At 58.1% G+C, this 4,055-nt stretch carries 3 protein-coding genes; all 3 read right to left on the bottom strand.

Annotated features, from left to right (window positions below; all coding sequences use genetic code 11):
* Window positions 1–892, bottom strand: an 892-nt coding sequence (locus WA354_RS03900) for a tannase/feruloyl esterase family alpha/beta hydrolase (RefSeq protein WP_472811700.1), incomplete at its 3' end; no start/stop codon positions are given.
* Between the two features lie 78 nt (window positions 893–970).
* Entirely contained in the window at window positions 971–3,346 is a 2,376-nt protein-coding gene (locus WA354_RS03895) for a glycoside hydrolase family 31 protein (protein ID WP_472811699.1), read from the bottom strand.
* A gap of 38 nt (window positions 3,347–3,384) precedes the next feature.
* Window positions 3,385–4,055 (bottom strand): alpha/beta hydrolase (locus tag WA354_RS03890; RefSeq protein ID WP_472811698.1); only part of this gene is annotated, 671 nt, incomplete at its 5' end.

The raw sequence follows: 4,055 nt of genomic DNA, 5'->3' as shown, positions 1-4,055 counted from the left end.
GGTCGAAATCGCAGCCTAGCGGATCGGAGATCATGCCATCGGCAACACCGTCTTTCGCGTCGCATTGTTTCATCAGCGCATCCATAAAGAGCCTTCGATCGTCGTCGGTGAGGAACTTATCGATCTGGGGCTTGCCGGAGGCGTCTTTGGGAGCCGCCTGGTTGTAAGCCACTGGGATCCATTGCGCGATGGCAAGGTTAGACAGCCCGGTGCGCATGGCCGGATCACCGGAGACGATCCCGTTGAATACGGTGGGATAGCGCTGCGAGAGGATCATGCCTTCGCGCCCGCCTGTGGAACAGCCTACGAAGTAGGAGAACGCCGCAGGTTTTGCGTAGTAATGAGCGATGATCTGCTTGGCGACCCCGGCGACTTCAGCGTTCGCGAGGAAGGCGAAATCGAGATAGGCCTGCTGGTCGCGCATGAAGGTGAAGTCGAAGGCACCCATTTTTGCCTTGTGCCCTGTATCGGTGCTGGCCACGGCGAATCCGCGGGAGAGTGCTGGCTTGTCGCCAGCGTAGTTCGCTCCAGCGGGATACGCGATAATGCCATTGCCGCCTCCGCCGCCCTGCATCATGAAGTCACCGTTCCAGGCCGCATCTTCGGGCAATGCAAGAGCAAAGCCGATGCCGAACTCCTGCCCGTCTACGCCCTTGCGGCGATTGATGACGCCGTCGACGCGGCAATGCGCTGGAAGCGGGCCAATGGAAGGAGCGCCGGGATACGGCGGCGGGACGGTGGTTCCGGTGGGAACGACTGCGGCCTTGGTGATTTCCACTTCGTCGATCTTGAGGCCTGCGAGAGCGGCGCAGTTTTGAGCCGATTGAGATTGGGCAGCCAAGGGCGCACACAGCGCACCCGCCAGCAGAAGTGAGAGATTGCATTTCGTCATAGCCGACCTTCTATTCCGTAAACAGATGTTAGCGTTGCGTGGACTATTCTGTTTTACGAAGCCCGGCGCCGCGCCGAATCACTTGATGGTTGCGTGAACTTCGTTGCCTTCGTAACTGATCTCCGCGTTTGCCGTGCTGGTTACATCTACGCCTGTTCCATGTCCGCCAACGACCAGGACGACGCGGAATTTGCGGTGTTCAATCATTCCGGGGAATGAGCCTTGCCGCGAGCCGATAGTGAGCAAAGAACTGCGATCATCCCAGCGGATGGGGATGATGGAGTGCATTCCCTTCTCGTATTCGTAACCATCGCCTGCGTCTTCATAAAGGTCGAATTTCCCATCTGCGCCGCGATAAATGCGAAGCTCAATGGGCCCTGCGGGATCCTGCGTGGCGTACTCGATCTGCGGTCCCATGGGAAGGATGGAGCCGGCGCGCACGAAGAGCGGTATGCGATCGAGGGGCGCATCGGCTTCGATCTCTTGTTCGCCTTTGAGCGATTTACCGGTCCAGAAGTCGTACCATGCAGCAGCTGCCGGCAAATAAACGTTGCGCATGGTCGCGTCGGCTTTGAGCACCGGGTTGACCAGGATTGCTGGGCCGTACATGAACTCGTTGCCAAGATTCCAGGTCTTCGGGTCCGTGCGCCAATCCATCACAAGGGGGCGCTGAATGGTGTAATCCTCGCTCGTTACCTTCCAGGCCAACGAATAGATATACGGCATCAGGCGATAGCGGAGCTTGTCGTAGTTCACCAGTATCGCCTCGACTTTGTCGAAACTCCACAACTCGTTGTGCGGCCGGTGACCGTGAGTGCGGAAGATGGGACAGAACGTGCCGTACTCGAACCAGCGTGCGTAGAGTTCCTGGAACGCTGGATCGGCGATTGGGTCTTCGTGCGGAGGCCAATAGCCGCCGATGTCAGTGGTCCAATATGGAGAGCCGGACAGCGCAAAATTTAAACCAGCGGGGACTTGGTGATTCAGGCCCCAATAGGTGCCGTAGACATCTCCCGACCAGACGGTGGCACCAACGCGTTGCTGGCCGAGAAATGCGGACCGCGTGAGCAGGAAGACGCGCTTGCCCGGGTTCTGAACCTTCCAGTGATCCTGCACCCCAAGGGTGTGCGCAAACGGAAAGACGTTGGTGAATTCGGCGCCGTTGCCGATGGCGATCTGGCGGCTGCTCAGGATGGCATCGCCCATGTGGGGCCAGTATTCTTCAGGCTCGGCGCTGTCGAGCCAGAATGCATCCCATCCCTGCGCCAACAGCTTGCCCGGCAGATGCTCCCAGTAGATGTCGCGCGCCTCGGGGTTGGTGGCGTCGTATACGTGCGCATCTGACACAAGCTCATGCTTTGCGTCGAGGATCTTGTAGGTTTCGGAGTTGGGATCGAGCAGTCCCCAGACAGAGATCATGGCGTGCACGTTTTCCCCGTGCAGGGCCTCTAGATCCTGTGCGACGTCGTGATAGTTGGAATTGAAGATTGGATCTCCCTCGGTCTTCCACCAGAACCAATCCTGCACCATGGCGTCAAGCGGAATATGTTCCCTGCGATAGCGCTCTGCGATCCCGCGAATCTCGTCGAGTGATACGTAGCGGTCCTTTGATTGGAAAAAGCCGTAGGCCCACTTGGGCAGCATCGGCGTGTGGCCGGTCATGGTGCGGTACTCGTGAAGAACGGCGTCGATCTCCGGTCCGTAGAGGAAGTAGTAATCGATCGACTTGCCCGCGATTGACGTCAGCTTCATATCGAGTGGAAATCGATTGTCAAAATAAGTGAGCGCTGCGGTGTTCCACATCAGCCCATAGCCCTTGCTCGAAATCAGCAGGGGTATCGCGACATCGGTGTTGTTTTGTCCCAACTCAACGGTGGCGCCGCGATAGTTAAACATACCGTTCTGGTGCTGGCCGAGCCCATAGACCGCTTCGGTGATCGAGGGAGAAAAGCGGTCCGTGACGCGGTAGGTGTGATCTCCATTGAGCTCGACCGGCTCGTAGGTTCGCGGGATGCTGTTGCCTTCGTTCAGCAGCGATTCTCCACTGATGGTGCGAAATGAGAGATTGCCGCGCTCGATGTTGACGATCACCTCAAGCTGAGCAGTCTTCAAACTGGCCGCTTTCACGTCCTGCGTAAACGTGAACGGCGCTCCCGGGCAGGATTGCTGCGCGTCGAGCATCCACGGACGCGGCGAAGCGGGGGCAGAAGGTACAGGAGTAGCAACGACATGAATCACCGAATCAGAACACACGGTGACCTCGAGGACTTCCCTGCCCGCGGTGGCGCGGATGCCGTGGCTTGTCTGCTCGATTTGAGCGGGCGGAGGACCTGGCGCCTTTTGACCGGGCATTTGTGCGTTTGCCATCGACGAGGTAGCAAAGAAGAGAAACAGGACGGGCATGAGTTCCCATCCATCACGACAGGCGCGGAGAATTCCTGCTTTCCAAAGCATCTTTGATCTCGACTTTCTGTCCGCCGACATTCTGCTGTCTACCGGCAATCGGCTGTGAAGCACAGGTTCTTGCTGAAGAATGGCAACACGTGGTTCTGGAATCGATCGGCGACTGCGCTGACATGCGTGCCGGAGTAAATCTCAAAGCTGTTCGCGATCCCATAGTTATCGAGGATGGTGTGCAGCTTGGTGGCATCAAATCGCAATCCATCCTGATCGCCAACATCCATCGCGATGGCGCGATACTGTTTTAGATTTCCGATGTACTGATCGACAAAAGCTAGCGGTGAGTTGGCTGTGTACTTCGCTACGATCTCCGGTTGCAGAATCCCGTCCTTGGTTGGCAGATCGAAGTAAAGCGGAGGGTTCTTCGGATCAGGTGCCCACGCCGCTGCCGTTGCGTATTGTGCGGAAGCGAAGCCGGGCGACTGTGCTGCGAGATCAGCCGGAGACTTGGCCGCCGCTACCTTCTTCTCGCTGGCGATCGCACGCTCCTTGATCTGATCGGCGGTGCCCGGGCCGCCCCCGACCATCGAAGACATGCAGCAGGGACTCATGATGTAAAGAGCGCCAAAGACTTCGGGATGCTTCATGCCGATGCGCGACGCGCCATAGCCGCCCATGGAGTGACCAACAAGACCGCGGCTGGCGCGATCGGGGATGGTGCGGTAGTGCGCGTCTATGTAAGAGACGACGTCGTGCGAGATGA

The organism is Occallatibacter sp. (genome assembly GCF_049802275.1).
Lineage (GTDB): Bacteria > Acidobacteriota > Terriglobia > Terriglobales > Acidobacteriaceae > Telmatobacter.
The sequence above is the reverse complement of the archived record's forward strand: the minus strand, read 5'-3'. Positions and strand labels throughout refer to the sequence as shown.